Annotated in this window: 26 protein-coding genes and 1 riboswitch; of the genes, 3 read left to right on the top strand and 23 right to left on the bottom strand. The window is 35.0% G+C overall.

Translation table 11 applies throughout. The features are described from left to right. Positions 1–14 precede the first annotated feature (14 nt). A complete protein-coding gene (manA, locus tag ISP08_RS02035) occupies positions 15–950 on the bottom strand; it encodes a mannose-6-phosphate isomerase, class I (RefSeq protein WP_195719182.1) in 936 nt (311 codons plus the stop codon). Positions 951–1,255: 305 nt separating this feature from the next. Here manA and panE point away from each other — a divergent pair, with 305 nt between their 5' ends. Beyond that, positions 1,256–2,173 (top strand): 2-dehydropantoate 2-reductase, encoded by a 918-nt coding sequence (gene panE / locus ISP08_RS02030; RefSeq protein WP_195719181.1) that lies wholly within the window; start codon positions 1,256–1,258, stop codon positions 2,171–2,173. A 61-nt stretch (positions 2,174–2,234) separates the two neighbouring features. On the opposite strand, the gene ISP08_RS02025 is transcribed toward panE, so the two are convergent. The 11 genes from ISP08_RS02025 to ISP08_RS01975 form a co-directional block, all read right to left on the bottom strand. After that, entirely contained in the window at positions 2,235–3,587 is a 1,353-nt protein-coding gene (locus tag ISP08_RS02025; RefSeq protein ID WP_195719180.1) for a PTS ascorbate transporter subunit IIC, read from the bottom strand. A gap of 22 nt (positions 3,588–3,609) precedes the next feature. Beyond that, positions 3,610–3,894 (bottom strand): PTS sugar transporter subunit IIB, encoded by a 285-nt coding sequence (locus ISP08_RS02020; protein WP_195719179.1) that lies wholly within the window; start codon positions 3,892–3,894, stop codon positions 3,610–3,612. Positions 3,895–3,899: 5 nt separating this feature from the next. Further along, the gene (locus ISP08_RS02015) at positions 3,900–4,340 is read right to left on the bottom strand and encodes a PTS sugar transporter subunit IIA (protein ID WP_195719178.1); all 441 of its coding nucleotides are present in this window, start codon (positions 4,338–4,340) and stop codon (positions 3,900–3,902) included. A gap of 10 nt (positions 4,341–4,350) precedes the next feature. Next, entirely contained in the window at positions 4,351–6,297 is a 1,947-nt protein-coding gene (locus ISP08_RS02010) for a BglG family transcription antiterminator (RefSeq protein WP_325065081.1), read from the bottom strand. Between the two features lie 161 nt (positions 6,298–6,458). Beyond that, positions 6,459–7,190 carry an amino acid ABC transporter ATP-binding protein gene (locus ISP08_RS02005; protein ID WP_195719176.1) on the bottom strand — a complete coding sequence of 244 codons (732 nt, stop codon included), beginning with the start codon at positions 7,188–7,190 and terminating at the stop codon, positions 6,459–6,461. Further along, positions 7,187–7,906, bottom strand: coding sequence for an amino acid ABC transporter permease (locus ISP08_RS02000; RefSeq protein ID WP_195719175.1), 720 nt, complete (start codon positions 7,904–7,906; stop codon positions 7,187–7,189). Before ISP08_RS02000 ends, ISP08_RS02005 begins: the two co-directional genes overlap by 4 nt. Then, positions 7,890–8,684 (bottom strand): amino acid ABC transporter substrate-binding protein, encoded by a 795-nt coding sequence (locus ISP08_RS01995; RefSeq protein ID WP_195719174.1) that lies wholly within the window; start codon positions 8,682–8,684, stop codon positions 7,890–7,892. Before ISP08_RS01995 ends, ISP08_RS02000 begins: the two co-directional genes overlap by 17 nt. Before the next feature lie 253 nt (positions 8,685–8,937). Then, the gene (locus ISP08_RS01990; RefSeq protein ID WP_196931192.1) at positions 8,938–9,240 is read right to left on the bottom strand and encodes a PTS lactose/cellobiose transporter subunit IIA; all 303 of its coding nucleotides are present in this window, start codon (positions 9,238–9,240) and stop codon (positions 8,938–8,940) included. Between the two features lie 28 nt (positions 9,241–9,268). Next, positions 9,269–9,589 (bottom strand): PTS sugar transporter subunit IIB, encoded by a 321-nt coding sequence (locus ISP08_RS01985; RefSeq protein ID WP_195719172.1) that lies wholly within the window; start codon positions 9,587–9,589, stop codon positions 9,269–9,271. Positions 9,590–9,603: 14 nt separating this feature from the next. After that, a complete protein-coding gene (locus ISP08_RS01980; RefSeq protein ID WP_195719171.1) occupies positions 9,604–10,500 on the bottom strand; it encodes a DUF7916 family protein in 897 nt (298 codons plus the stop codon). Positions 10,501–10,524: 24 nt separating this feature from the next. Further along, entirely contained in the window at positions 10,525–11,853 is a 1,329-nt protein-coding gene (locus tag ISP08_RS01975) for a PTS sugar transporter subunit IIC (protein WP_195719170.1), read from the bottom strand. A gap of 134 nt (positions 11,854–11,987) precedes the next feature. On the opposite strand from ISP08_RS01975, the gene ISP08_RS01970 reads away from it, so the two are divergent. Further along, entirely contained in the window at positions 11,988–13,184 is a 1,197-nt protein-coding gene (locus ISP08_RS01970; protein ID WP_195719169.1) for an ROK family transcriptional regulator, read from the top strand. A gap of 48 nt (positions 13,185–13,232) precedes the next feature. Here ISP08_RS01970 and bioB read toward each other — a convergent pair whose 3' ends face one another. The 11 genes from bioB to xylB form a co-directional block, all read right to left on the bottom strand. Then, positions 13,233–14,219 carry a biotin synthase BioB gene (gene bioB, locus ISP08_RS01965; protein ID WP_048793809.1) on the bottom strand — a complete coding sequence of 329 codons (987 nt, stop codon included), beginning with the start codon at positions 14,217–14,219 and terminating at the stop codon, positions 13,233–13,235. Between the two features lie 131 nt (positions 14,220–14,350). After that, on the bottom strand, positions 14,351–15,484 hold the full coding sequence (locus tag ISP08_RS01960) for a zinc-dependent alcohol dehydrogenase family protein (protein ID WP_048793808.1): 1,134 nt from the start codon (positions 15,482–15,484) through the stop codon (positions 14,351–14,353). 44 nt (positions 15,485–15,528) lie between these two features. Then, entirely contained in the window at positions 15,529–16,377 is an 849-nt protein-coding gene (gene ahlS / locus ISP08_RS01955) for an AhlS family quorum-quenching N-acyl homoserine lactonase (RefSeq protein ID WP_048793807.1), read from the bottom strand. A gap of 160 nt (positions 16,378–16,537) precedes the next feature. Next, entirely contained in the window at positions 16,538–17,584 is a 1,047-nt protein-coding gene (argF, locus tag ISP08_RS01950; protein ID WP_267904790.1) for an ornithine carbamoyltransferase, read from the bottom strand. Between the two features lie 245 nt (positions 17,585–17,829). Next, the gene (locus tag ISP08_RS01945; protein ID WP_195719168.1) at positions 17,830–19,089 is read right to left on the bottom strand and encodes an MFS transporter; all 1,260 of its coding nucleotides are present in this window, start codon (positions 19,087–19,089) and stop codon (positions 17,830–17,832) included. Positions 19,090–19,296: 207 nt separating this feature from the next. Further along, complete coding sequence (locus ISP08_RS01940) at positions 19,297–20,298, bottom strand: ThiF family adenylyltransferase (protein WP_195719167.1); 1,002 nt, start codon at positions 20,296–20,298, stop codon at positions 19,297–19,299. Then, positions 20,295–21,062: a thiazole synthase gene (locus tag ISP08_RS01935; protein WP_195719166.1), complete on the bottom strand. Its 768-nt coding sequence runs from the start codon at positions 21,060–21,062 to the stop codon at positions 20,295–20,297. Before ISP08_RS01935 ends, ISP08_RS01940 begins: the two co-directional genes overlap by 4 nt. 1 nt (position 21,063) lies before the next feature. Beyond that, positions 21,064–21,264: a sulfur carrier protein ThiS gene (gene thiS / locus ISP08_RS01930; RefSeq protein ID WP_195719165.1), complete on the bottom strand. Its 201-nt coding sequence runs from the start codon at positions 21,262–21,264 to the stop codon at positions 21,064–21,066. Continuing rightward, entirely contained in the window at positions 21,248–22,366 is a 1,119-nt protein-coding gene (gene thiO / locus ISP08_RS01925) for a glycine oxidase ThiO (RefSeq protein ID WP_195719164.1), read from the bottom strand. The genes thiS and thiO overlap by 17 nt, the downstream gene beginning before the upstream one ends. Further along, positions 22,359–22,943, bottom strand: a complete 585-nt coding sequence (locus ISP08_RS01920; RefSeq protein ID WP_195719163.1) for a thiamine phosphate synthase — start codon at positions 22,941–22,943, stop codon at positions 22,359–22,361. Before ISP08_RS01920 ends, thiO begins: the two co-directional genes overlap by 8 nt. Before the next feature lie 79 nt (positions 22,944–23,022). Next, positions 23,023–23,132, bottom strand: a riboswitch (TPP riboswitch). A 91-nt stretch (positions 23,133–23,223) separates the two neighbouring features. Next, positions 23,224–24,732, bottom strand: coding sequence for a xylulokinase (xylB, locus tag ISP08_RS01915; RefSeq protein ID WP_195719162.1), 1,509 nt, complete (start codon positions 24,730–24,732; stop codon positions 23,224–23,226). 361 nt (positions 24,733–25,093) lie between these two features. On the opposite strand from xylB, the gene ISP08_RS01910 reads away from it, so the two are divergent. Next, the gene (locus ISP08_RS01910) at positions 25,094–26,320 is read left to right on the top strand and encodes an ArgE/DapE family deacylase (protein ID WP_195719161.1); all 1,227 of its coding nucleotides are present in this window, start codon (positions 25,094–25,096) and stop codon (positions 26,318–26,320) included. Positions 26,321–26,322: the final 2 nt, after the last annotated feature.

Here is a 26,322-nt window from a genome sequence, read left to right as displayed (position 1 = left end):
ATCCTTCCATACTTTTAGACATAACTTACAATCATAGTAAGTTCACCATTAAATTGAACTGCGTTATCTTCTGAAGTTAAGACGAAGTGCTGACCCTTTTCAAGCTCGTAAGCTTCACCATCTACGATAATTTCACCCGAACCTTCTATAATAGAAACGAGGCAGTAATCTTGTGGCTTTTTAAAATTAACTTGCTGTGAGACATTCCATTTCTCGACTGTAAAAAATGGGCTAGCTACAAGTTGCGTATAATGCTCATCGTCTCTAGTTAACGCTTTGGGCGTGGCATTTGGTGAAGTTTGAGACAAATCAATCACTTCTTTACTTTCCTCTAAATGCAATGCACGTTGTTCACCATTTTTATCTGTTCTATCGTAATCATAAATACGGTAAGTCGTATCCGAAGATTGTTGTGTTTCTAATATCATAATGCCCTTACCTATAGCATGAACCGTACCTGCTGGGACATAGTAAAAATCACCTTTTTGTACTTTTACAGTATTAAACAATTGATCAAACTCACGATTGTCTATCATGTTATTTAACGTTTCTTGATTTTGTGCATTAACACCATATATGATTTCAGCGTCTTCTTCGGCATCTAGTATATACCAACACTCTGTCTTGCCGTATTCACCTTCATGCGCTTTAGCATAAGCATCGTCAGGATGAACCTGTACCGACAATTTATCTTGAGCATCTAAAATTTTCGTTAATAGTGGAAATGCTTCTCTGTCATCATTGCCAAAAAGCGCACGATTTTCTTCCCATACTTGATCCAACGTGTAATTTTTATAACGTCCATTTAAAATCGTATTTGCACCATTTGGATGAGCAGAAATCGCCCAACATTCTCCCGTATTGTCATAAGGTATATCATACCCGAATTCAGTTAATTTTGTGCCACCCCATATACGTTCTTGGAATACAGGTTTTAAAAATAATGGCATGTCATACACTCCCTCTATGTCTTTAAACTGTGATTTTGTACTATCTATACATGAGCCTAACCTAAAATATCGATAGTCATTGTAAACGTTTTCTACATTACCATTTTAATGAGTTACAGTAATTTAAGCAACTTATCTTACTAAATTTAGTACATGGAATAATAATCTACTATTAACAATTTATACAAAAACGTTAATCTGTTCATTTTTACGGGTAATAATATTATAATAATTTTAATAACTAATAATAGTGTGTTAACTACGAGTAACATAAGTTTTTGATACATAACAAAGGAGTGTTCTACATGCGTATATTAGTGTTGGGTGCTGGTGGTATCGGCGGCTATTTTGGCGGTCGTTTAGCAGAAAGTGGTAAAGACGTTACTTTTCTAGTGCGTAATAAACGTAAAGCATCATTATCAGAAAATGGTTTGGTAATTAATAGCGTCAATGGTAACTATGTATTTTCACCTAAATTAATCACCAAAGAAGATAGTGTTGAACCGTATGATGTCGTATTATTGTCGACGAAGGCATATCACCTAGAAAATGCTATTGAAGATTTGAAACCATTTATAGGAGAACAAACAGTTATCATACCTTTACTTAATGGCATTGCTCACGTTGAAAAATTGCAACAAGCTTTCGGCGAAAATAAAGTGTTTGGTGGCTTATGTATCATTGAAACTACATTAGATTCACAAGGTGAAATTAATCATACGAGTGATTTTGACCAATTAATTTTCGGTGAATTGAATGGTGAACAAACGGAACGTGCTAAAAAGATAGAAAGTGCACTATCCGGTACGCGAGCTAAAATAATATTAAGCGACAATATCAATAAAGATATGTGGCATAAATATTTAATGATTACTGTAATGTCTAGTGTTACTACGTTAATGCACGCACCAATCGGACCAATCAGGGACAGTGAAGACGGCAAATCGTATATTGAAGATATGTACAATGAAGTTGCTCAAATCATGCGTATACATCAGGCACCGATTTCAAACAATATCGTTAACAATTACATGAAATCATTAGATAATTTGTCTTACCATTTTAAAACTTCTATGCAACGTGACATGGAAAAAGGTCTCAATATTGAAGGACATCATATCCAAGGCTATATGCTAAACTTAGCTCATCAATATCATTTTGAAGCACCGTTATTACGTTCTGCTTATCAACACTTAAATGTCTATAACGAGATGTTAAATTAATCAAAACAACAAAAAGAAAGTCTGAGGCACCTTTTAGATGTCCCAGACTTTTTATTAAGTATTATTCCGCTTGTTTTCTATCTGCACGTTTTTGAATTAAAATCGAAACTGCAGCTATAATAACAACTAATATAATAATACCGATAATACCTAAATATTTTGCAATATTACCAAATACTATACCTACTGCTAAGAAATCTGTATCAGAGAATGTTGTAGAAGCGCCTCCTAAATCTCCTAAGAATGGCAAGAATAATAATGGTAAGAAGGTAATTAAAATACCATTAAGCGCCGAACCTGCCACTGCACCTTTAATGCCACCTCTGGCGTTACCGAAAACGCCTGCTGTTGCACCTAAGAAGAAGTGTGCTACTACGCCCGGTAATATAATAACTCCTCCGAAAAAGAATAGTATAAACATACCAATAACCCCTACGATGAAACTAACAAAGAAGCCAATAAGAACTGCATTTTGAGCATAAGGGAAAACAATTGGACAATCTAATGCCGGTTTTGTATTTGGTACGAGTTTTTCTGAAATACCTTTAAAGGCTGGCACAATCTCAGCTAAAATCAAACGCACACCTGATAAAATAATAAACACGCCTGCCGCAAAAGTTACACCTTGTATTAATGAAAAGACGATAAAGTTTTGTCCTTTACTAATATCAGCATGAACATATGCAGGTCCTGCAAAAAGTGATGCTACAAAGTACAGCAATGTCATAGTAATAGAAATACTAATTGTACTTTCTCTTAAGAATCCTAAACTTTTTGGGAATTTGATATCTTCTGTTGATTTAGATTGACCTTTAAACAGACTACCGACCATCCCTGCAGCCCAGTAACTAATTGTACCGAAGTGACCTAATGCAACTTGGTTGTTACCCGTTATTTTCTTCATCGTTGGGTGGGCCAATGCGGGCAAGACCGCCATAATTAAACCTAAAATAATCGCACCGATTATGACAGTTAAAGTACCTGTAATTTTGCCTACTGATAATAAAATGGCTAAAAAAGCTGCCATATAAAAAGTATGGTGTCCTGTTAAAAAGATATATTTTAAATTGGTAAACCTTGCAATTAATATATTCACAATCATACCGAATACCATAATTAATGCAGCCGTAGTTCCGTATTTATTTAACGCAATAGAAATGATAGCTTCATTATTTGGCACTACACCTTGCACACCAAAAGCGTGTTGAAATATTTTTCCGAAAGGCTCTAAGGATTGTGTAACTACATTTGCCCCAGCGCTTAATACAAGGAAACCTAAAATCGTTTTAATTGTACCTGATGTTACATCTACTGCTGATTTCTTTTGAACTAATAGGCCAACCAATGCTATCATAGCAACTAAAATTGCTGGTTGACTTAAAATATCAACGATAAAATCTAGAATCGGTTTCATAACATCCCCTCCAGTTTAAATTTTATAACTTACCTAATTGTTGTAATTTGTCATTTAATTTAGTTTGTAACTCATCTTTGTCTAAAATGTTATCCAGTACTAAAACATCTCCAAGATTTTTCGTATTTTCTTCAAGATCTCTACCACAGATAAATAAATCTGCCATATCTGGACTCGCTGACATAACGTCGCTGTGTTCTACTTCAATATCTGCAGGAGCATTTAAATTTTTCAATGCTTCTTGTGCATTCATTTCAACCATAAAACTACTTCCTAAACCATGTCCGCAAACTACTAATATTTTCATATTGATCATTCTCCTTTTAATATACTAATGAGTTTATTTTTATCTGTTGTTTGTAATAATTGTTCAACAATTTGTTGGTCTCCTAAAGATTGAGCCAATTGCTTTAATATTTCTAAATGTTTTGTATTATCTACAGCACTTAATACAAATATCAATGAAGCATAATGACCTTCTGCAGAAAAATTAATATGCTTTTCTAACTTCAACAAACTTAAACCAACTTTATTAACCGATTCATCTGGTCTGGCATGTGCAATTGCAATCTCTGGTGCTATGACGATGTAAGGTCCTAAATTATGCACACTATCAATCATCGCTTGTATATATCGTTCGTCGAAATACGATTGCTGCAATAATGGTTGCGAGGCAATTTCTATTGCTTCAGACCAATCATTTACTTGGTCTTTAATTTGAACTTTGTCTGGCGTTAACATTTCTAAACTCATCGGCTCCCCCCTATTTTTTACTTACTTCATCAATACTCGTTATAATTTGAGCTAAATCGCCTTGCAACAGCGATTCTCTTTTTTGTTCGTCCATAAGTAGTTCGCTTAGTTGTCTCAAGGCATTTAAATGAATTTTTGGTTGTTCGGTAGCTAAAGTTATCACAATTCGTACCGGGTCATATTGCTTATGATTAAAACGTATTCCTTCTTTGTAATGAACTATACTAAATCCTACACCTTGCTTTACTTGATCATGATTGGCATGGATAAGCGCAATTTGAGGACTAATAACCATATACGGGCCAAATTTATCAAGTTGTTGGATTATTGCATTAGCATATGACGTGTCGACAATACCTTGTTTTACTAATAAATCTACACTTTGAACAATTGCCGTATCTCGCTCTACCTTAGGTTGTGATGTTAATATATTGTTGTGAGGTAAAACTTGATTCAACGTTGGACCTACTGATTTGATACTACTTACATATTGTTCTCTTGCTTCATTAATAATAGTATTCAATTTCATGCGGTCTTCTGCAGTCAAAAAAGGGCTAACATTAATGACAGGCACAGACAATGATTTTACTGGCACCGTTGAAATAACATAATCTACCCCTTCATGTCTTAATTGCTCCTCCGAAATTTCATAAACAGAATATGCATCGACGACTTCTAATTCTGGATAAATATTGATGATTTTACTTTTTAACAACTGTGAAGTTCCAATGCCGGATCCACATAATAAAACTACTTTTATCGATTTCCTTCTTAATGATGAGCCACGTTCGATAGCCGATGCAAAATGCAATGTAATATAAGCAATTTCATGGTCATCAAAATGCATTTCATATGCTAATTCAATCGCATTAAGATGTCTGTTCAATGCGTCTACAATATGCCTATACTGTGTTTGAATTTCTTGCAGTAAAGGATTGTCATGACTCATGTTGAATTGCATACGATAAATTGCTGGCTGAAGATGTACGAGGAGTCCATTTAACAACTTATTGTCTGACATCAAATCGACGCCTAATTCACCACTCATAGATTCAATAAGTTCAAAAACCAAAAATTCTAAGTTGTCCGTTCGTTCAATCATTGCATTTTCCTCAACACTCTTTGCACCTAATAAATGCAAGGTGATAAAAGCTGCTTCACTTGTTGGAAATTGAATATTAAATATGTCTTCCAATCGTTGTGCAATAAGTGTCGCTATATGAAACTGCTCAGTTTGAGCTAATCGCTCGTATTCTGATTTCGGAATCTTGAACGTGTATGTTTCTTTTGTTCGATGTATGGCAATCAAAATATGATAAATCAAACCATCAATAGCACTTTGAACCAATTGATATTGCTGTTCCATTAAAATTGAAGTAACAGCTAAACGAATTTGCTTTAAATCTTGATTAGAAAACAACTGATTTCCTATTTGATGTGTATGCGTATCAAAATACTCATTCACGCGAGCTGCATACGCTTTTCTAAAGTTATGTTCATCACCTTCAATAATAAATCCTTTGTTTTTTACATATGTTAAAGCTAATCGTTGCTCTTCCAACCATTTTTGTACATCTTTCAAGTCTTCTACAATCGTTCTTCGTGAAACTGACACCATTTCTGCAAATGTCTGTGAGGACGTAGGCTGTGAGGACTCAAAAAGTTTTAAAATGATATAGAGTATCCGCTCACTTTTCGCATAATGTATAACTCTACTTTGAGATGTTTTAGTTTTAGTCATGTGCTGTTGCATAGGAATTATTTTAATCCCATTTGCTTTATCCCTTTCTAAAGTTATATGTAATACGTTGGTCATAGATTCAATGAATTCAATATCATATTGAATCGCACGTTCTGAAACTTGAAATTTTTCGGCTAAATCATGCACTGAAACATATTGTCCCTGTGCAGATACAAAATCAAGAATTTGTCGTTGTCTCATACTTAGCAACTGCATTGCCTCCTCACACTTATATTGTAAACGCTTTCTAGTTTTTATAGATGTGTAATGTGGTTCGCTTAAACTTCCGAAATATTGCACATCCAATTTACTAAGCGCTATTTATAATATAAGTGTAATAAAATAAGCAAAATAAAAAAGCCTAGTGCGACATTGCACTAGGCTTCTCTTATAACATTTAAGAATCGTTGTAATTCATTTGTTCTAGGGTGGTTCACAATTTGTTGTGGTTCACCTTGTTCACCAATATATCCGTCATGGATAAATACAATTTTATTGGATACTTCTTTAGCAAAGCGCATTTCGTGCGTTACAATTACCATCGTCATGCCTTCATTTGCCAATTCTTTAATCACATTTAATACATCATTTACCAATTCTGGATCTAATGCAGATGTTGGTTCATCAAATAACATAACTTGTGGGTTCATTGCCAAAGCTCTAGCAATTGCCACACGTTGTTGTTGTCCACCAGAAAGTGCATTTGGTCGTTGGTCTTTAACTTCGGTAAGGCCAACCTTAGCTAATAACGCCAATGACTGTTTTTCGGCCTCATCTTTTTTAACTTTTTTAACAGTTATGAGTCCTTCCATTACATTCTCTAAAGCTGTTTTATGTGGAAATAAGTTATAACTTTGGAAAACCATGCCAGACTTCTGACGCACTGCTATTTGTGATTTTTTGTCGTCATTACTGTATGTTTTGCCGTCGACATACACCGCACCTGAAGAAGGCAATTCTAACGCATTTATCATACGTAATAATGTCGTTTTACCAGAACCAGATCTCCCTATTAAAGTCACAACTTCACCTTGTTCCACAGTTAAATCTATGCCTTTAATCACTTCTGTATCACCAAACGATTTTTTTATATTTTTTAACTCAATCATGAGCGATACCCTCTTTCGAGATAAGATTCATAGTAGTTTTGTATGATAGATATAATGAAACATACGACCCAATATAATAAAGCGACTAATATATATATTGTTAAATATTCATAAGTCGTCGATGCAACTTCTTGCGCTTTTCTAAACATTTCTGCCACTAAGATAAAACCTAAGAGTGACGTATCTTTGATTAAACTCAAGAATGTATTACCTAGCGCAGGCACTGATACGCGAATTGCTTGCGGCAATATAATACGTTGTACGGTTTGTCTATAATTCATTCCGATTGAGTATGCAGCTTCTGTCTGTCCTTTAGGTATGGATAAAATACCACCTCGAATAATCTCTGAAGCATAAGCACCGACATTTAACGATAAGCCAATAATCGCTGCAACTACCGGTGCTAATGTCCACTGGCTATCGGAATTATTAGTAATTAATCTACCCAGTTCAGGTATACCGTAAAAGATAATAAATAGTTGTACAATCATAGGTGTTCCGCGAATAATTGAAATGTAAAATCTAGCAATTCCTTTCAACACACGGCTTGTAGATATTCTCATTAACGCTGTAAATAGAGCGACAATTAAACCAATAACGAATGTAACTAATGTTATTGGTATAGAATATTTTACAAGTCCTTCCAACATAGGACCAAATGCTTGTCCTGCTGCGTTTAAAGCGTGTTGTTGTTCGTGGTTAAGGTTTAGAAACATCTGCGCCAAACCATTTTTTACTTATTTTTGCTAATTCGCCATTATCTTTTAGTTTTTTAATTGCTTTATTCACTTTTTCAATTGTCTTTTTATCTTCTTTTTTAGTGAAAGTTAGTGCAGATTGGCTTTTTTCTGCATTGCCTTCGATTGCTTTAACTTTAGCATTTGGTTTTTGCTTTTTATAATCTAAATATGAAATATTGTCATTAAATGTACCCTCAACGCGATTAGATTGTAATAAATCCATAGCTTGGTTGAAGCCGTCAACTTTAGTTAATTCAGCGCCTTTTGATTTCGCTAACTTACCATAGTTAGAAGTAAAGGTTTGTGCTAATTTTTTACCTTTAACGTCATCAAATGATTTAATATTTTTATTGTTTTTGTTAACTACTAATACCGCTTGTGAATATGTGTACGGCTCTGAAAATTGATACTTTTCTTTACGTTCATCGTTAATACCTACTTGGTTTGCAATTACATTGAAACGACCAGAATCTAAACCTGCAAACATTGAATCCCATTGTGTTTCTTTAAATTTAACTTTATAACCCATTTCTTTCGCTACTGCCTTCATTACGTCAACGTCATAACCAGTTAATTTATCGTTTTTATCATGGTATGAGAATGGCGCATATGTCCCTTCTGTACCTACGATAAATGTTTTTTGCTTACCAACTGTTTTAGTTTCACTACTCTTCTTATTGGAGCTATTATTACCACACGCAGCTACCGCTATAACAATAACTAAAGCTAATAAACCAAAAAGAATCTTTTTCATCACATTACCTCTATTCCTATTATTCTTATCAGATTAAAAATATTTTAGCCCCATCTACATCAATAGTCAATAAAAATTTTTAAAAATTACACAACTTTTTTATTGTGCTTAATTATTTGGACAAACTTTATTGTTATAAATGGGGTTATGCTACGCATATTTCTTTTGAAGCCACTAAAAAAGGCAATGACATAGATAGTCATTACCTTGTAAATGTATAACGTTACTTATATAAAACATTAAATATTTAAATTTATCCTTTGACTTCTTTATATAAATCAATCATTTCTTTAGCAATGTCATTGAAGGCGATGGCTGTCATTAAGTGGTCTTGACTGTGCACCGTTAATAAAGTAAGTTCTTGATGATTACCTTGAGCTTCTTCAGTTAACATAGTAGTTTGAATTTGATGCGCTTCTGTTAGTGACCGTTGTGCTTGTTCCACTTTTTGTTCCGCACTGGCAAAATCACCTTTTTTTGCAGCATAAATTGCTTCCATTGCACTGCTTTTGGCATCACCACCAAATGCGATTAATGACATTGCTTGTTCCGTCATTTTGTTTTCTTCCAATTTAAACACCACCTTATTCAGACATCAATTGTTCTGCTAATTTAATAACATTTTCTCCGTTCATCGTGCCGTAATCTGTCATCGGTATAACTTCGACTGGAATATTATGACCACTTGCTCTTTGTTCAAATTCATCTTTTTTATATCTTACTTGAGGTCCTAACAACAAGACATCTATATCTTCATTATTTATATGATCATCTGCATCAGTAGTAGAAACCGCAAATATTTCACGCTCTAACCCTTTGTTATTTGCTGCTTCTTCCATTTTCTTCACTAACATACTTGTACTCATGCCCGCGGCGCATACTAACATTATTGTTTTACTAGCCATATTCATCCCATCCTTTATCTATTAATAGAACGTGCCACCATGGAAACTGTGTGTCTTTGTCCTCGTATTGCTTTGCTCATTTCAAAAATATTATCCACTGGAGCCAATCCACCATAACCAGCGTCACCAATATGTTGAATATCCACTCCACAAATCTTATTTCTAATAGCAAAATCCCTAATTGTACTAGGATCAGAACTTTCTTGACTCGTACCAATTGCTGACATCACGAGGCCACCATTATGATGAACTGCTTTCACTACTTCTTTAAGTTGATGTTCATCAAAGCCAGGCACCGTACCAATTGAAGGGACGAGAATGATGTCTGCGCCAGCATTAATAAATTTTTCTACGTATTCTGTCGTAATTACCGGTTCATCGACACCTGCACTGTGCATTTTTCCCGCTATAATAAGTCCTGAAAAATGTTTATGTGTATTTTCTATTGCTCCTACTATTTTTTCATTTGTGACACCTGTACCTGGGTTACCTGTCATGCAAACAAAATTTAAACCTAATTGCTCAATAGCTTGTACAGTTTTCGTGTTAGCTTGACGGCCTTCAGCTATATTTAACTTTTCTTCCGCCATATTTGCTACTTCATCTACTGGTTCAAGGTTAACGCCAATTGGACGCGCTACTAAATGCTTTAATTCTTTTACTACCTGTTTATTTTCATCGACGTTAACTACTTTTGGTTCTAAGGCATCTAACCCATTTAATAAAATTAAATCCGCTCCAAAAGCCCGAGATAACTCAGCATTTGTAATATCTGGTATGACAGGCGTTCTCGTCACAACATTTTCTGCCAAAATAACCCTACCGTCACTGGCTTTAATACTTTGCTTCAATTCTGTAGGTGACATCTGTAAAATTTCCGATGCATTTGCGCTTATTAATCTTTTTACCATTGTAATAGCCTCCTAGAATTTAACTTAATTGGTTTCATGTTCTTCAGATACTTTGTTTTGTTCTTCTTGTTCAGCTATAATATTGTATTTTTCCATCGCACGATAAAATGGATAATATAATAAAATATCAATAATAATACAGGCAATTTGTACGAGCGAACCACTAATGTGACCTGTCGCTAAAAAGCCACTTAAAATGGGTGGCATTGTCCATGGCATTGCCGTCCCATTCGTTAGATGTACCAAACCTGTCGACATCGCAGTATAAGTTATCGTCGCATTAATCATAGGTGCTAAAACAAACGGCAAGATAAGTCTGATATTTAATACAACAGGTATTCCGAACATCGTAGGTTCATTAATATTAAATAAACCCGGTATAAATGTTAATGGTGCCATCATTTTTGTCACTTTACTTGCACGGTGTTTTAACGCGAGTATGCTTATTACTACAATGAGCCCTATTGTCGAACCACTACCACCCATAAACACAAAGTTATCGATAAAAGGTTGGGTAATAATATGTGGTAAATCTCCGTTTGGATCTGCTTGATATGCTAAACGATTCTCATCAATGTTTTTTAACCAAATCGGTTGCATAACAGCATTTACGACGTTCGCACCATGTATGCCGACAAACCAAAACATACTATTAAGACCTACTAAGATAATTGTTCCTATCAGCGAGCCGCCTAAGAAGCTTAACGGCACACCCAGCGTGTTAATAATCAATTTGTGGATGTTTCCAAAAGGTAATAAATCTAACGCCACATAAACACATAACCATAAAATAATAATGACTGCCCCAGGAATTAAGGCACTAAAACTTTTAGCAACTGCTGGCGGTACTTGGTCAGGCATCTTGATTTTGATGTCTCTATTTATAAACCATTGGAAAATAAGTCCCGAAATAATACCAATAATTAAAGCAACAAATAACCCCTGACTTCCCATATAAATTTGTGGAATCGCTTCTTCTGGATTTTTGCCGCCTGTCATTACATTAGGTGTAACGACTAAAAATGCAGCCATGGAAATTATCCCAGCCGATACGCCATCAGTATTATATTGCTTGGCGATACTATGTGCCACTCCAAAACAAGCTACTAATCCCATCAACCCAAAGGTTCCGTTTACTGCTTTTGTTAAATACTCTAAAATCCCCGTAGACGTTAACCATTCTATCCACCCCGGAATAGCAATACCGCTAATGACTAAAAAGATAGAACCAATAATAATTAATGGCATTGCTACGATAATACCGTCACGCAATGATATTAATATTTTATTCGACCCTATTTTAGAAGCTACCGGAAGCAGATGTTTCTCTAATGCATCATTAAATTTACTCATTCTATACACCTCCACTTTATGTAAGCGATTTCATAAGTTTAATTAATTATATTTTATAATTAATTAAGTGTCAATGTTCAATTATCCTGTTATAATCTTAATAACTATATCGATACAATAATGGTGGGGTTTTTATGACTATGACTGACAAACAAAAAGAGATTCGCGGAAAAATTTTAACTGAATTATATTTACGTGGTCCCATATCACGAAAAGATATCGCACATAATACTGGAATCACGCCAGCTACGACAACGGCAGTAACTGGGGAGCTTATAAACGAAGGCATAATTGAAGCTAATAGTTTAACGGACAACGATTCTAAATCAAAAAAACGTTCAGGTCGCAAAAAAGTAACGTTATCAATTACTAATAATCATAGTTATTATATTGGCATTGAATTGTCTCGTCATTTTTTAACATTATATTTAATAAATAATGCCGGTGAGCTTATAACTAAACAACACCACAAAGTTGAAATTTTAAATTTCACTAATGATGAGACCATAAATTACTTGTTAGCTGTACTAAATAATTGTTTAACAAACTATCACTCTTTCAATATTCGAGCGGCAGGTATCGCCATACCCGGACATTTCGATAAACAAAATCAACGCATTGCTTCTTCATCTGAATGGCAAAAGTTTGATCTAAGTCGCTTAATTAATGAAGCAGCAATACCACTATTTTTAGAAAATAATGTACATTGCATGAGTCTGCATGAACATCTCATCTCTACAACTAATAAAGGAGAAAATTTTGTATTTTTCCATGCCGTACAAGGTATTTTTTCATCTAGTATTTATAACGAAAGTTTATATGGAAATAATAATTTCTCTGTAGGTGAAATCGGCCATACTATCGTCTATCCTGACGGGGAGCAATGTGAATGCGGCAGATTTGGTTGCTTACAAAATTACTTAGGTGGTTTCAACATAATGAAAAAAGCGCAACGTAGTTATAATCAAAACCCGCATTCGATTTTAAAGAAAATCGTCGCTAATCCTGCTGATATAACACTGCCTAAAATTGCTGAAGCATATAGATTAGGCGATACAGCTATATCAGAAATCATCGAAGAAGCTATTAATGCGGTCGTCGTTACTTTGAATAATTTATCGATGCTGATTGATACTTCAAAAATCTATTTACACGGCCCTTTATTTAACGAAATGATTACACACCAAATTTTGACTGAGTATTTAAGTTACAAAAATTTATATCAAGGTTTACCGGAAATTGATTTTGATATCATTCCTTATGAAGTAACGAATGGGGCGCGTGGCGCAGCAGCCCTAGCATTGTACCATTCATTGATTTGGTCCCAATAAATAAAAAAGTAGCTTAACGAATACTCTATTCGATAAGCTACTTTTTTATTATTTTTGTTGTGCTAATTCATTAAAACCATAATCAATCTCAAACCCCATATCTTGAATCATATCGTAATCCAACTTATTCGGTTGACCACCGGTAATTAAATAATCACCCACGAAGATTGAATTAGCGACTAATAAAGCTGTTGATTGTAAGGAGCGTAAATTCACTTCTCTGCCACCTGCAATACGAATTTCTTTCGTCGGATTAATTAATCTAAACATCGCCAATATACGTAAGCAAATCATTGGTGTAAGTTCATCCATAGTTCCAAATTTTGTCCCTTTAATTGGGTGTAGGAAGTTGATTGGTATGCTATCAGCATCGATTTCTTTTAAAGCAAAAGCCATATCAATTCTATCTTCATCTGTTTCTCCCATGCCACAAATCACACCTGAGCAAGGAGATATATTATTCTGTTTCATGACCTCAACAGTATTCACACGCTGTTCGTATGTATGCGTCGAAACGACTTCACCGTGGTAACGTTCGCTCGTATTAAGGTTATGATTGTAACGGTCTACGCCAGCAGCCTTAAGTTGTGCCGCTTGTTGTTCATTAGCTAACCCTAAACATGCACAAATTTTAAGTTGCGGATGATTGTGTTTAATATTTTCTACTGTACGTGAGATATGGTCTACTTCTTTATTGCTCGGCCCTCTACCACTCATTACGATACAATAAGTACCAATATTATTTTCATCAGCTGCCGCCGCCCCTTTTTCTATTTCTTCTTGAGAAACTAAAGCGTAACGTTCTTTATGTTTCATATCTCTAGACTGACCACAGTACCCACAATCTTCAGGGCATATGCCACTTTTGGCATTTAAAATCATATTTAATTTCACTTTTTTACCATAATAGTGATGTCTCAATTTATATGCTTCATTTACTAGCTCCATTGTATCGATATCATTATTAGTATAAATATCGTAGGCCTGTGCCTTTGTTAACTGTCCTCCTGCTAAAATATTATCAGCTAAATTCATATACCTTCCCCCTTTAAGATATATAGATTATAGCATAAATGTAAACCTAAAATAAAATTTAGTTTACATTTGAATACATTAGCTTTTCGCAATAAAAAAACGTTACCACCATGTGATAACGTCTTGATATATTAATTATCCATTGTCACGACCAAACGTGCCGCTTCACCTCGAGCCAAACGATCAAAACCTTCATTAATATCATCGAGTGACAATGTATCCGTGAGTAATTCATCTACTGGTAAACGTCCTTGTTTATATAACTTAATAAAATGTGGGATGTCTCTGTCTGGTACACAACTTCCTACATACGAACCTTTAATCGTTCTTTCTTCCGCTGCCAATGTAACTTGCGGAAATGCAAATTCATGTTTCGGGTCTGGTAGCCCTGTAGATGTCGTTGTACCGCCTCTTTTTGTTATTTTGTAGGCGACGTCCATGGCAGGTACTACACCAGCTGTTTCGAACGCAAAATCTACCCCACCTTGTACATAATCTTTAACTGCTTCAACAATATTATCATCGCTTGAGTTAAATACTGCAGTAGCACCTAGTTTTTTAGCCAAATCAAATTTATCTTCATTAATATCTAAAGCTATAATTTCACTTGCACCGGCTAATTTTGCACCCATAATCGCATTTAATCCTATACCACCTAAACCTATTACGGCGACGGTACTCCCTGAACGAACTCGGGCTGTATTAATCACTGCTCCAATACCTGTAATAACGGCACACCCAAAAATTGCTACCTTTTCAAACGGAATGTCTTTATCTACTTTCACAATAGAATTAGTTGAAACTACAGCATAGTCAGAAAATCCAGCTACGCCTAATAAATGATGCATGACATCATCTTTTTCAGATTGTAAACGATAGCCACCTTCTATCATTTCACCTGTGGCATTTGACGCTGCCCCCGTTTCACACAAAGCGGGTCTTCCTTCTTTACATGGAATACAGTGACCACAACTTGGAATAAATGTACAAACTACATGGTCTCCAATTTCATAGTCAGTCACTCGGTCACCTATTTGAACAATTTCACCAGCCGCTTCATGCCCTAATACCATCGGCATAGGTCTTGGTCTACTACCATTTATCACTGATAAGTCTGAATGACATAAACCCGTCGCCTTAATTTTGATTAACACTTCATTTTCTTGTGGTTCAGATAAATCTAATGTTTCAATGGTCAATGGCTTACTTTCTGAATAAGGCGTAGTGGCACCCATTTCGTGTAACACTGCTGCTCTTGTCTTCATAGTTAATCTCTCCCTTTTTCACACATTAATAAAAACGGATATTACTATTCATAATACCCCTCTGTTGATTTACGGAACCCTTCAAATTGTTCGCCATCATGTCCAAACCAAATTTGCGCATTTTTATCTTCGGCAAGTTTCTTAATTTTTTCTACTGATTTTGTCCAGCCAATAGAATCATATAAAATGCCTGGTGGTTTAGGTGGATTGCCCATGCTTTCTTTAGTATAAATGGCATCAGACGCTAAAATTATTGTACCTAGTTCTGCACTTTCGATTTCTAAGCCAATAATTCCCCAAGCATGACCACTACCAAAGTTTAAAACTTTTACACCATCAACAAGTTTAATATTGTCGTCCTCTTTTTGAATTGTTTTCCAAGTTAAATTATTTTTTATCCACGCATCTATATCTGCCCATATATATGCACCTTCTTGTTGGTTACGTGCATAAGTTTTCATAGTACCGCTTAATTCATCATCATGTACGATTACTGTTGCATTCGTAAAATACTCCAAACAACCTGCATGATCCAAATGCAAATGTGAAGCAACTACAAAATCTACTTCTTTAGGATCGACGCCTATTTGTTCTAATCTATTAGGTAAATGACAAGATTCATCGGCAAAATATGGAAATGCTTTTTGCGTGGCATTAATCCATCTACCATTTTCTCCCATAGCATTAGGATTACATGCGGTATCAAATAATATCTTTGCCTCTGGATGATCAATAAATACAGTGTAAATAGGAAATTCATGCATTTCATTAGGTGCTTCTGGATGATCTAACGTAGCTTGGTTCGAATTGGCAATCATTAAATTTTTATCCATCTTCATGCGACCATTGTCTAAAACATAAATCTTCATACGTTCCTTATTGTAGTTCACCATAACTATCATCTCCTTAGATTTATAGTTATATTTTACACTTTAATGTAAACGTTTACAAATAGATGCACATTTTTAACTTTCAAATTAAAACATTTATCGAAATATAAAAAAGTAGCATGACTTTTTACAAGTCACACTACCTTTAACTTACTATTTAATTTTAAAAAACATCGCCTAACGTCACAGACAAAATTGATTTTATTGAATGTAATCTATTCTCTGCTTGATCAAATACTACGGAATGATCTCCACGGAATACTTCATCGCTAATTTCCATTTCGGTAATACCGAACTTTTCAAAAATTTCTGCACCAATTTGTGTGTTCATATCATGGAAAGCTGGTAAGCAATGCAACACTATAATATCAGGATTACATGTATTGGCTAACATCGCACTATTTATTTGATACGGCAACAACTGCTCTATACGTTGTTGGTATACAGAGTGATCTTCACCCATAGAGAACCATACGTCTGTATAAAGTGCATCAGTTTGATACACTGCCGCTTTGATATCTTCGGTAATTAATATTTTACTCTTAGATTGTTGTGCATATTGTTGCGCTATTTGTTGAATATCCTCATGGGGTTGTAATGCTTTCGGTGCAGCAATATTAATATTAACACCTAAGATTGCACCAGTTACTAATAAATCATGTGCTACATTGTTACGTGCATCTCCAACATATGTTAAAGTTTTACCTTCAAAAGTGCCCCAATTTTCTTTCAACGTAAAGAAATCAGCAATCATTTGTGTCGGATGCCATTCATTCGTTAAACCGTTCCATACTGGTACATTCGCGTATTTAGCTAACATTTCTACATCAGCTTGATTGAATCCTCTAAACTCGATACCATCATACATTCTACCTAACACCTTCGCAGTGTCTTCAGTAGATTCTTTGGCACCTAAATGAATATCACCTTGTCCAAAGTATTCAGCAGTAGCACCTAAATCAAAAGCTGCAACACTGAATGCCGAACGTGTACGCGTAGATGGTTTTTCAAAAAGTAGCGCCAAATTTTTTCCTTTTAAATATGGATGTGGAATCCCTCTGTTTTTCTTTTCTTTTAATTCACCTGTGAAATCTATTAATGTCATTAATTCCTCATAAGAAAAATCACAAGTTTTTAAAAAGCTTTTACCTTTAAAGTCTTGCAATTGTTTTAGTGTAGTCGTGTACGCCCCATCTAAATCACTCTCCAATATTTGTAAGATTACTTACTATCATAACGACATAAACAGTAAAAATCAAGTATATTTATACTATTTATTGTATATTATTGAATATTTATATTCAGGAAATTATTATTAAACCCTAAACAAAACCAACTAATACCAATATTCTTGTTAGCAACTAATTAAAAACGAAGTGTTATAATACACAATTTTGTATACATTAAGACATAAAAAAAGATGAGTGCTTTCACCCATCTTTTATCAAAGCTATTTTAAGACGTTGCTTGTTTTCTTTTACTATTTCTAGCTCGTTCTTCTGGTGTTTTTAAGAAGCGTGTCATAATTGCACTCGCTGCATAAAGTCCGAAAATCAGGAACATCATACCTTTTACACCTATTGTACTATAGAATAAGTAAACAAGTCCTGGTCCTGCGAATACACATAGACCTGCACCTAAGTTTAATATTGCCATAGCTGGTCCTTTGTCTCCTTCACCTACAAGTGATGGTACTAATGCAGAAATTGGCACGAAGCCTGCTAAACACATACCCCATAAGAAGCCAACAAGTCCTACAACAAAGACATTGCCTGTAAATAAATCCGGTAAGAAGTATAAACCTAATGTAAATACGGCACAGCCTACGCCACCGATATAGCTAATTGTATTTTTCCAACCAATCTTGTCACTTAATGCACCAAAAATTAAATTAAAAATAATGTTTGCGATAAAGATAGTGCCCCAAATATTTAACCAAGTCGTTGTTTCAATCCCTCTTTTAGATAAATAAAGCGGTAAGAATAAAGGAAACGCATATTGTGCTGCTTGATTAATAATACGTACGATACACGCAATGGCAACTCGAGGTTCTCTATATAAAATAGAAATACCTGCGAAGATTTCTCTCATATGCTCTTTAGCGCCGCCTTCTCGTTCTTCTAATGAAAATTTATCTCTATTAACAAATACGGCAAGTACTGTTCCAATAAGCACCCAAATAATAGCAGTCCATAATGTACCGAAATAACCAATTTGCTTAATTGCAAATGAAGAATAAAATGAGCCTAATACACTTAATCCACCTGTAAAGACGAACCAGAACCAACCCACTGCTGCGCCTAAACGTTTTTGTGGAGAACGATAAGCGACCCAAACTAAGAATGAATATGCAAATAATGGATAACCAAAACCTCTAATTGCATATGTAGGAATCATTAAGCCAAATTGCTCTGAAGGTACTGCAATACCAGCAAAGACTGCATGTCCTATAATATATAAGGTTGTCCCTATTAACATAACTTTTCTAGGTCCAATAACTTCGACTAAGACCCCTGAAAGCCATGACCCTATTGCTATCGTAACACCATAACACGTCGTTAATGCTGCTGTTTGTTGTACCGATAAACCATGTTGTTGTAAATATGGACTTATCCAACCAAGTTCTAATCCATCACCCATCATAAAGATAAGCACGCCAATATATCCCCAAAGCAACGTCGGCGGCATACCCATTTTTTCTAATTTATTATGCATAAGTAACGACACCCCTTTACCTTTTACGTTTTAGAAAACGCTTTCATTTATTTCCTATATTCTATTTCATTTTTTCTTATAATGCAAATTTGTTTTTGTTTATTTTCATTTATTTTCGTTTTAATAGTTAATTATCTTTCACAATAAAAAAAGAGTGATAAGCTTATTCAGCTGCTTATCACTCTTTTTATAATTATCATTTTTCAATTATTTTAATTGCTTATTAAATTCTTCATATAATTGCTGCGCTGTTGAATCATCTTCAATGCCATGCACATTCATGCGACCATCTCGAAAGAGTGTACAATCCACATCTTTATATTGAATTAACTTAGCAAATGCATTTTCCTTAATAATATGGCCTGGGAAATACGTTGCATAATTAAATGCCTGTGTATTGAATCTAAATAAATATGCATTTCCACACATTGCTTCGATTTGACTAGTCTGACTCTTATTTAATACTTCATAATCGCCTTCTTTACATACATGACATTGGTCGTTTTTTAAGCTATCAATATTTATTGCTTGGTGTTTTAAATCAAACGTATCAATAGTAATTAACTTTCTTGAAAATCCTTCACCAGCGACATAACGCATTAATTCTGACACTTGTATACTAACGACTTGATTGATTACCGGTGGTAAGACGCCGTTGATGGCGCAACTTTCACCCGTACTGGGTATTGCTTGTAATAAACATTTTAAGCACGGCCCTTTATAATCGATAGCATACACAGTACCTTTGCTACCTACCGCTGCACCATAAATCCAAGGGATTTGTAATTTATGACAAGCTTCATTGATAAGGTATCTAATTTCAAAGTGATCCATGCCATCCATCACAATATCTGGATGGTGGTCACTTAATATTTTTTCAATATTTGTGGCAGTCAGTTCTTCATATAAAGTATTAATTTTTGTTGACGCATTAATTTTGTTTAATTTACTTTTTAATGCTTCAACTTTTGGTAACATTTGTTTGGCATCGTCTTCATCATACAATGCTTGTCTGTGTAAATTACTTAATTCTACAATATCCATATCAATAATAGATATTTCATGTACACCCATTCTCGTTAACATCTCTGCGATGTTACTTCCAAGCGCACCAGCTCCTAATATCATGACATGCATGGTCTGCAAGCAGTGTTGACCTTGTTCGCCAAAACGTTGATAACGCGTTTGACGATTATAACGATTTGTCATAAGAAGCCAATGCCTTCTACAGGGCTTGAAGCTTGTGCAGTATATTTAACTGGTATTCTCCCCGCTTCATAACTTAATCTACCAGCTTGGATGCCTAACTTCATAGCTTCGGCCATTTTAACAGGGTCTTGCGCACTTGAAATAGCTGTATTTAATAAGATGCCATCCGCACCCAGTTCCATCGCATGACATGCGTCTTTAGGAGAACCAATGCCCGCATCAACAATCACTGGGACGTCTACTTTCTCGATAATATAGCGTAGATTTAATGGGTTATTGATACCTCTACCCGTACCAATCGGTGATGCAAGTGGCATAACGGCATGTACGCCTAATTCTACAAGACGCTTCGCCAATACGACATCGTTAGAAACGTATGGACATACTGTGTAACCTTTTTCTAATAACACTTTACATGCTTCATACGTAGCTAACGGGTCAGGTAATAACGTTTCATCATCACCGATTACTTCTACTTTAATCATGTCACAAACGCCGGCATGATTAGCTATTTCCGCAATTCTAATTGCTTCTTCTGCCGTTTTGGCACCAGCTGTATTAGGGAAAGTAATATAATCTTGTAAATTTATATTTGCTAACGGATTAGGTAAATTTTTGTCGTATAAATTCATTCTTCTGACCGCAAAAGTTAATACCGAAGTTTCTGCAGCATTAATTGCCTTTGTTTGTATTGTTTCATTTTCAAATTTCCCAGTACCTAGTAATAATCTAGAATTTATTTCGAATTGTCCAATTTTAAACATATTAACCGCCTCCAACGAATTCTAATAGCTCTAATTTGTCATTTGCCGAAACAACTTGCGATGCAAATGTGTCTTGCTTGATTAACTTACTATTATGTTCAACAATGACGCGCTGTTCATCTATTTCTAGTTGCTGCAATACTTCTAATAACGTTAATTGTTCGCCAAATTTAAATGTGTCGCCGTTAATCATGACTTCCATTTAACACACATCCTTCTACAGTAAAATCATTTAGTATTTGTGGTTTCGTATCTGTAACAATCCATTTACTCATCAGTTCACCTACAATTGGTGATAATAGAATACCGTTTCGATAATGGCCAGTAATGACAAATAATCCTTTTTCAATTTCGTCCATAATCGGAATTTCATTGCCAATATGCGGACGAACGCCTGACCACTGCTTCAGTTTACGTGCATACTTCAGTTGAGGTATATGTCGCGTAGCACTTTCCATTAACCAATCTACACCACTTTGCGATACACCCACTGAATAGTCATCAAAATGACTTGTAGCGCCAATAAGCACTCTATTTTTATTTTTCGGTACTAAATAGCAACCATTCGTCATAAATATTGTTGACTGCAAATCTAAATCTTCTTGTTCCATCAATATGACTTCACCCTTAACGCCAGTTAATTGGCGTTCTTTTAATTGTGCTTGCAATAATTTATGACTCCACGCTCCACCTGCAACGACAACTTTCGGAGCGTAATAATCACCCTTATTTGTAATGACTTTATACATTCCTTTATCTTTTGTAATGGCTGTCACTTCTGTATGTCGTATACGTTCAACGTTGTTCTGTTCTAACGATTTATACAATGCTTTCGTATATTTATTTGCGTTTATTTGATGATCATTTGGAATATATAATGCCATGATGTCTTCAATATTTAGATTATTACTCGTTAAGCGATGCGCTTCTTGTTGTTCTAATAGTCTTACATTAGGATTAACATTTGCTAGAAAATTATATTGTGCTATCACTTTGTCATTGTCTTTAGGTTCATATGCTAATTTGATTAATCCTGTTTCTTTATATTCAATATCACTTCCAACTTCCGATAGAAGTTGTTCATTCAAGTGTTTAAAATACTGCTGAGATTTCAAAGCCAAACGATAAGTCGGACTATCGTTAGAAAACTCATTTTGTGCGCCTAACATCCCTCCCGCCTTATAAGAAGCATGCATACCGTCTATATCTCTATCAATGATGCCGATATTCAACTGATTATGCTTTAAATTACGTGCGACAGACATGCCCATGACGCCAGAACCGATAATGAGTACATCAAACATAATTTGACCACTCCTCTGTAAATTTTCGTAAAGTTTGGTTATCACTGTCATAAAATAATGAAATGCCAGCAACCCCAGCAAAACCTGCCGGCAATTGTGATAAAGTACGTCTATTCACCCCACCTAGTGCAATAACTTTAATTTCTTTGCTCAGCACTTGCCTAATTTCGCGTTGCGACCTTGGTTCTTGATTCGGTTTGGATGACGTACGGAAAACATGACCAAACAATACATAATCACAATGCTGTTGTTGTGCATAAATAACACTTTCTTCACTGTGAGTAGACATACTTACTATCGCTTGAGGATGTTGAGTTTTAAAATTTTTTAGGGCGCTATGATATTCACTGAAATGAATAGAAGTCATAGCACAAGCAATAAATACGTCTACATTGCTATGCACAGTTAATTTGTCTTTACTAATACCGTGTTTAATGGCTCTTGTTATCCAATCAATAAGCTGAGGCGTTGTCATTGGGGTGCGTATAATTAAGTGATCATAATATTCTAAAATAGCTTTGTAATGTTCAATATCTAGTTGATTCAATATTTTGTATGGTGTGATAGCTACAAACAACGGGTTTCACCTCTATATAAATAAAAAAACGTTATTTTTCTGGATAGAAAAATAACGTTTATACTCAAATATAAAAATCGTCTAAGTAACGCCACTTTCCTACGCCAGTATGAACTGGATCAGGTTCCGGGAATTTCGAAATGACGATTTCGATCTCAGCCTTTTGTAAAGGCACTTCCAGTGGTCTATATAAAATTGTTAATGTTTGGTTTGTGAAAATCAATGAATCAATAATGTTAATGTAACTCAAGTTTTTAGAAATTGCAAACTACTTTGTAAATTAATTATGCGTGCTTTGTTTAGTTAACTCAACTAACTTTTTAGTAAGAGGCTGCGTTTGATTATAAACTGCTTTATATACTTCAAAGTAGCTTTGGTAAGCTACATGCCGCTCTTTATTTGGCTCAAAGACTTGTTCTTTATGGATAAATTGTTCCACACATGCGCCGATGTCTTCGTACCATTTCAAACCCGTAGCAGCTATCATTGCTGCACCCATAGATGGTCCTTCTTCATGTTTTAATTTATATACTTTTGCATTAAATATATCCGCTTGCAATTGTAACCAAAATTCACTTTTCGCACCGCCGCCAATAGCTACAACTTCATTTATCTGCTTACCTTGCGTGCGCAAATATGCTATGGACTCGTATAATGAGTAAGTAACTCCTTCTACAACTGCACGAGCCATATCACCAAGTGAATGCATGCCACTTAATCCAATAAAACTACCTCGAATATTAGCATCTCCATGTGGCGTACGTTCACCCGCTAGATAAGGTGCAAAAATCAGTCCTTGTGCACCAATTTTAGATTGTTCGGCATATGACATAAGTTCATCAAATGAGTCGTTTTGTGCACACTGATTTTTAAACCAATTCAAACTATAGCCAGCCGAGAGCGTCACACCCATAGCATAAGATAAATTATTCACAGCATGCTTAAACATATGAATATTATTACCATATTCGGCATCTTGCTTTGATTCACAGGACAATATTACACCTGATGTTCCAATGCTACATAGCGATTGATTAGGTTCAATGACGCCTGCCCCAATTGCGCCACAAGCATTATCACCACCACCTGCAAATACTGCAACTTTATTTGAAATGCCTAGCTTTTCAGCAATCGACTGTTTCAAAAATCCTACTTGCGTATCCGAAGTAACCAGTGGTGGATAAATATTCGTAATACCAAATTGTCTACCTACATCTTCTGACCATTCATTTGTCGATGGATCTAATAACAACGTACTCGACGCATCGGACAATTCCATATTGATCGCACCTGTTAATTTGAAACGCACGTAGTCTTTAGGCAATAAAAATACTTTCGTCTTAGACCAATGGGCTGGTTCGTGTTGCTTTAGCCACATCAATTTAGTCAACGTAAACCCTTCTAACACTGGATTACCCAACACAATTTCACCTAGTCGGGATTTAATCATTTCGCATTGGGCGGTAGAACGTGTATCGTTCCACAATATTGCTGGTCTAATCACTTTGTATTCATTGTCCAATACAATTAAACCATGCATTTGACCAGAAAATGATATGCCGTTTATTTCAAAATCAGAGTGATTTTGTTTCAAATTATTTATAACGTTGTTCATCGTTTCAATCGTTACTGAAACCCATTCATCGGGATTTTGTTCACTATAACCAGGATAAGCATGTTGAATTGTTAACGGCGAACTCGCAGAAGCAATTATCTTACCTCTGTCATTAACTGCTAAGGACTTGATTGAGCTCGTCCCAACATCAATGCCTAATACTAATCTTTCCACATTAATTTTTCCTTTCTCAACTCAACACCTTAAATCCATTAATACATCATTAACATATTTTTGACAAGCCCTTTCTTTTACTAATTAAATACATTGTTTTACAACTTGATATCGTTTGTATTTTGGCCATCGGCTAAGACTACTGGACGTCTAAAAACCTGTATTAACAATATTTCAGACAATTGTTTTAACACATCCTATGCACTCTCTTTATATTTCAAAATGGCCAATTCACTCTAATAAAAGTTAACTAATAATATTAAATATGAAAACAAATTTAATTCATTATCAAAACGCTTTGCTTATCAAATTAATTAGAGAGGTGTATACTTTGTATAGTTTGTCAAAGGAGTGGTATAACATGAGTACATTTTCTAACGAAGAAAAAGTACAGATTTTATCAGATATTGTGGAAATTAACACAGTTAATGATAATGAACTTGAGGTTTGTAAATATCTTCAAAATCTTTTCCAAAAACACGGCATTGAATCTACAATCGACCAAGTCGATGAACGTCGTGCAAATTTAATCGCTGAAATTGGTGACCAAGGCCCCGTCATTGGCATTTCAGGTCACATGGATGTTGTGTCTGAAGGCGACCGTTCACAATGGTCATATGAACCATTTAAATTAACTGAAGATAATGGTTTTTTATATGGTAGAGGCGCCGCAGATATGAAATCTGGCTTAGCTGCATTAGCAATTTCACTTATCGATATTCACAATAGTAATGCATTAACTAATGGTAAAATTAGATTTTTAGCCACTACCGGTGAAGAAATGGAACAATTAGGTTCACAAAGCTTATACGAAAAAGGTTATATGGACGATGTTGAAGCACTTGTCATTGCCGAACCTTGTCAAGATATGCTCGTATATGCACATAAAGGCTCAATGGATTATCGCATTAAATCTAATGGCGTATCAGCGCATAGTTCTATGCCAATTATAGGTAAAAATGCAATCACACCATTACTTAAATTTATTCAAGATATTGATGATGCTGCACAACAAATTTCTAGAGACGTTAAAGGGGAAGCATTTGATTTCTCTAACTTAATTTCCAATTTTAATAAAACATTACCAAACAACGTTACTAAAGACGATGTTGAAGATGTGTTAAGTGGTTTAGTAATAAGCAATACATTAATTAACGGTGGCGTACAAGTCAATTCAGTACCTGAGTCAGCTACTGCCGACTTTAATATTCGTACTATACCTGAATATGATAACAATCAAGTTAAATCACTATTCAATGAAACTTTATCTAAACACAATGAAAATGGCGGTTCTTTAGAAAGTGATCTTTATTTAGATTTAGACCCTGTATTAACAACAGGTAAAAACTCATTAATCGATACTGCTAAATCAATTGGTGATCGTTTGTTCAATAGAGACTTCATCGCGTCACCTACAGTTGCTGTAACAGACGCATCTAATTTACTAAAAAGCAAAGATGAATCTTTCCCACTATTAGTATTTGGACCTGGTGAAAACCCTCACCAATTAGACGAATGTGTAAGCAAAGAAAAATATTTACAATTCATCGATTTTTATAAAGAACTTTTAACAACTTATACAAAATAATT

The sequence above is a fragment of the Staphylococcus lloydii genome (assembly GCF_015775975.1).
GTDB lineage: Bacteria > Bacillota > Bacilli > Staphylococcales > Staphylococcaceae > Staphylococcus > Staphylococcus lloydii.
Note: the sequence above shows the minus strand (reverse complement) of the source record. Positions and strands in the feature narration are given on the sequence as shown.